The organism is Lamprobacter sp., assembly GCF_034860625.1.
In the GTDB taxonomy this organism is placed as follows: domain Bacteria; phylum Pseudomonadota; class Gammaproteobacteria; order Chromatiales; family Chromatiaceae; genus Lamprobacter.
In genome coordinates, this window is record NZ_JAYESN010000710.1 from 1 (window position 1) to 716 (window position 716).

A 716-nucleotide genomic window follows, 5' to 3' on the forward strand; every position below is an offset into this window, starting at 1 on the left:
TCGGCCGTCGTCTTCTGACGACCGCCGCCCTTGCGCTGCTCATCGCCCTTGCCGGCTGCGAGCAGTCCGCGCCGCCCCCGAGCGCGCCTGCCGATGTCTCGCGCCCGGCTGAGATCCTTGAGGTCAGCGCGGCCCGGCTGAGCCCAGGCCTGCGCTTCCCCGGTCGCGTACGCGCCGTGCAGCGTGTCGAGCTGGCCTTTAATGTGCCGGGACAGATCGTCGAGCTGCCGGTCACTGAAGGTGATGCGGTGCCGGTTGGCGCCCTGTTGGCGCGGTTAGACCCGGCCTCCTATCAAACCGCATTAGACCTGGCCCAGGCCGAGCTGGACGCCGCCACGGCAGACTATGAGCGCGTGCGCCAGCTCTGGGAGAAGCGCCAGGCCGTCGCCCGGGCCGAGGTCGATCGCAAGCGCACGGCGATGGAGGTCGCGCGCTCGCGCTTCGCCGCCGCGCAGAAGGATCTGGCTGACACCCGTCTGACCGCGCCCTTCGCTGGCGTCGTCGCCCGTCGTCTAGTGGAGACCTTCCAGAATGTACAAGCCAAGGAGCCGGTGCTGAGCCTGCAAAACCCGGATGCGCTAGAGATCGTCATCCATGTGCCGGAGCGGGTGTTGCGCGGCGAGCCCCGGCGCGCCGCCGGCTTCGCGGTCTTCGACGACCTGCCGGAGCGGCGCCTGCCGGTGACCCTGAAGTCCTTTGCCACCGAGGCCGACCCG

1 protein-coding gene is annotated in these 716 nt (G+C 70.1%); it reads left to right on the plus strand.

The window, feature by feature from the left end:
• On the plus strand, positions 1-716 hold a 716-nt coding region (locus VBE63_RS30890; protein ID WP_323686762.1), incomplete at both ends, for an efflux RND transporter periplasmic adaptor subunit.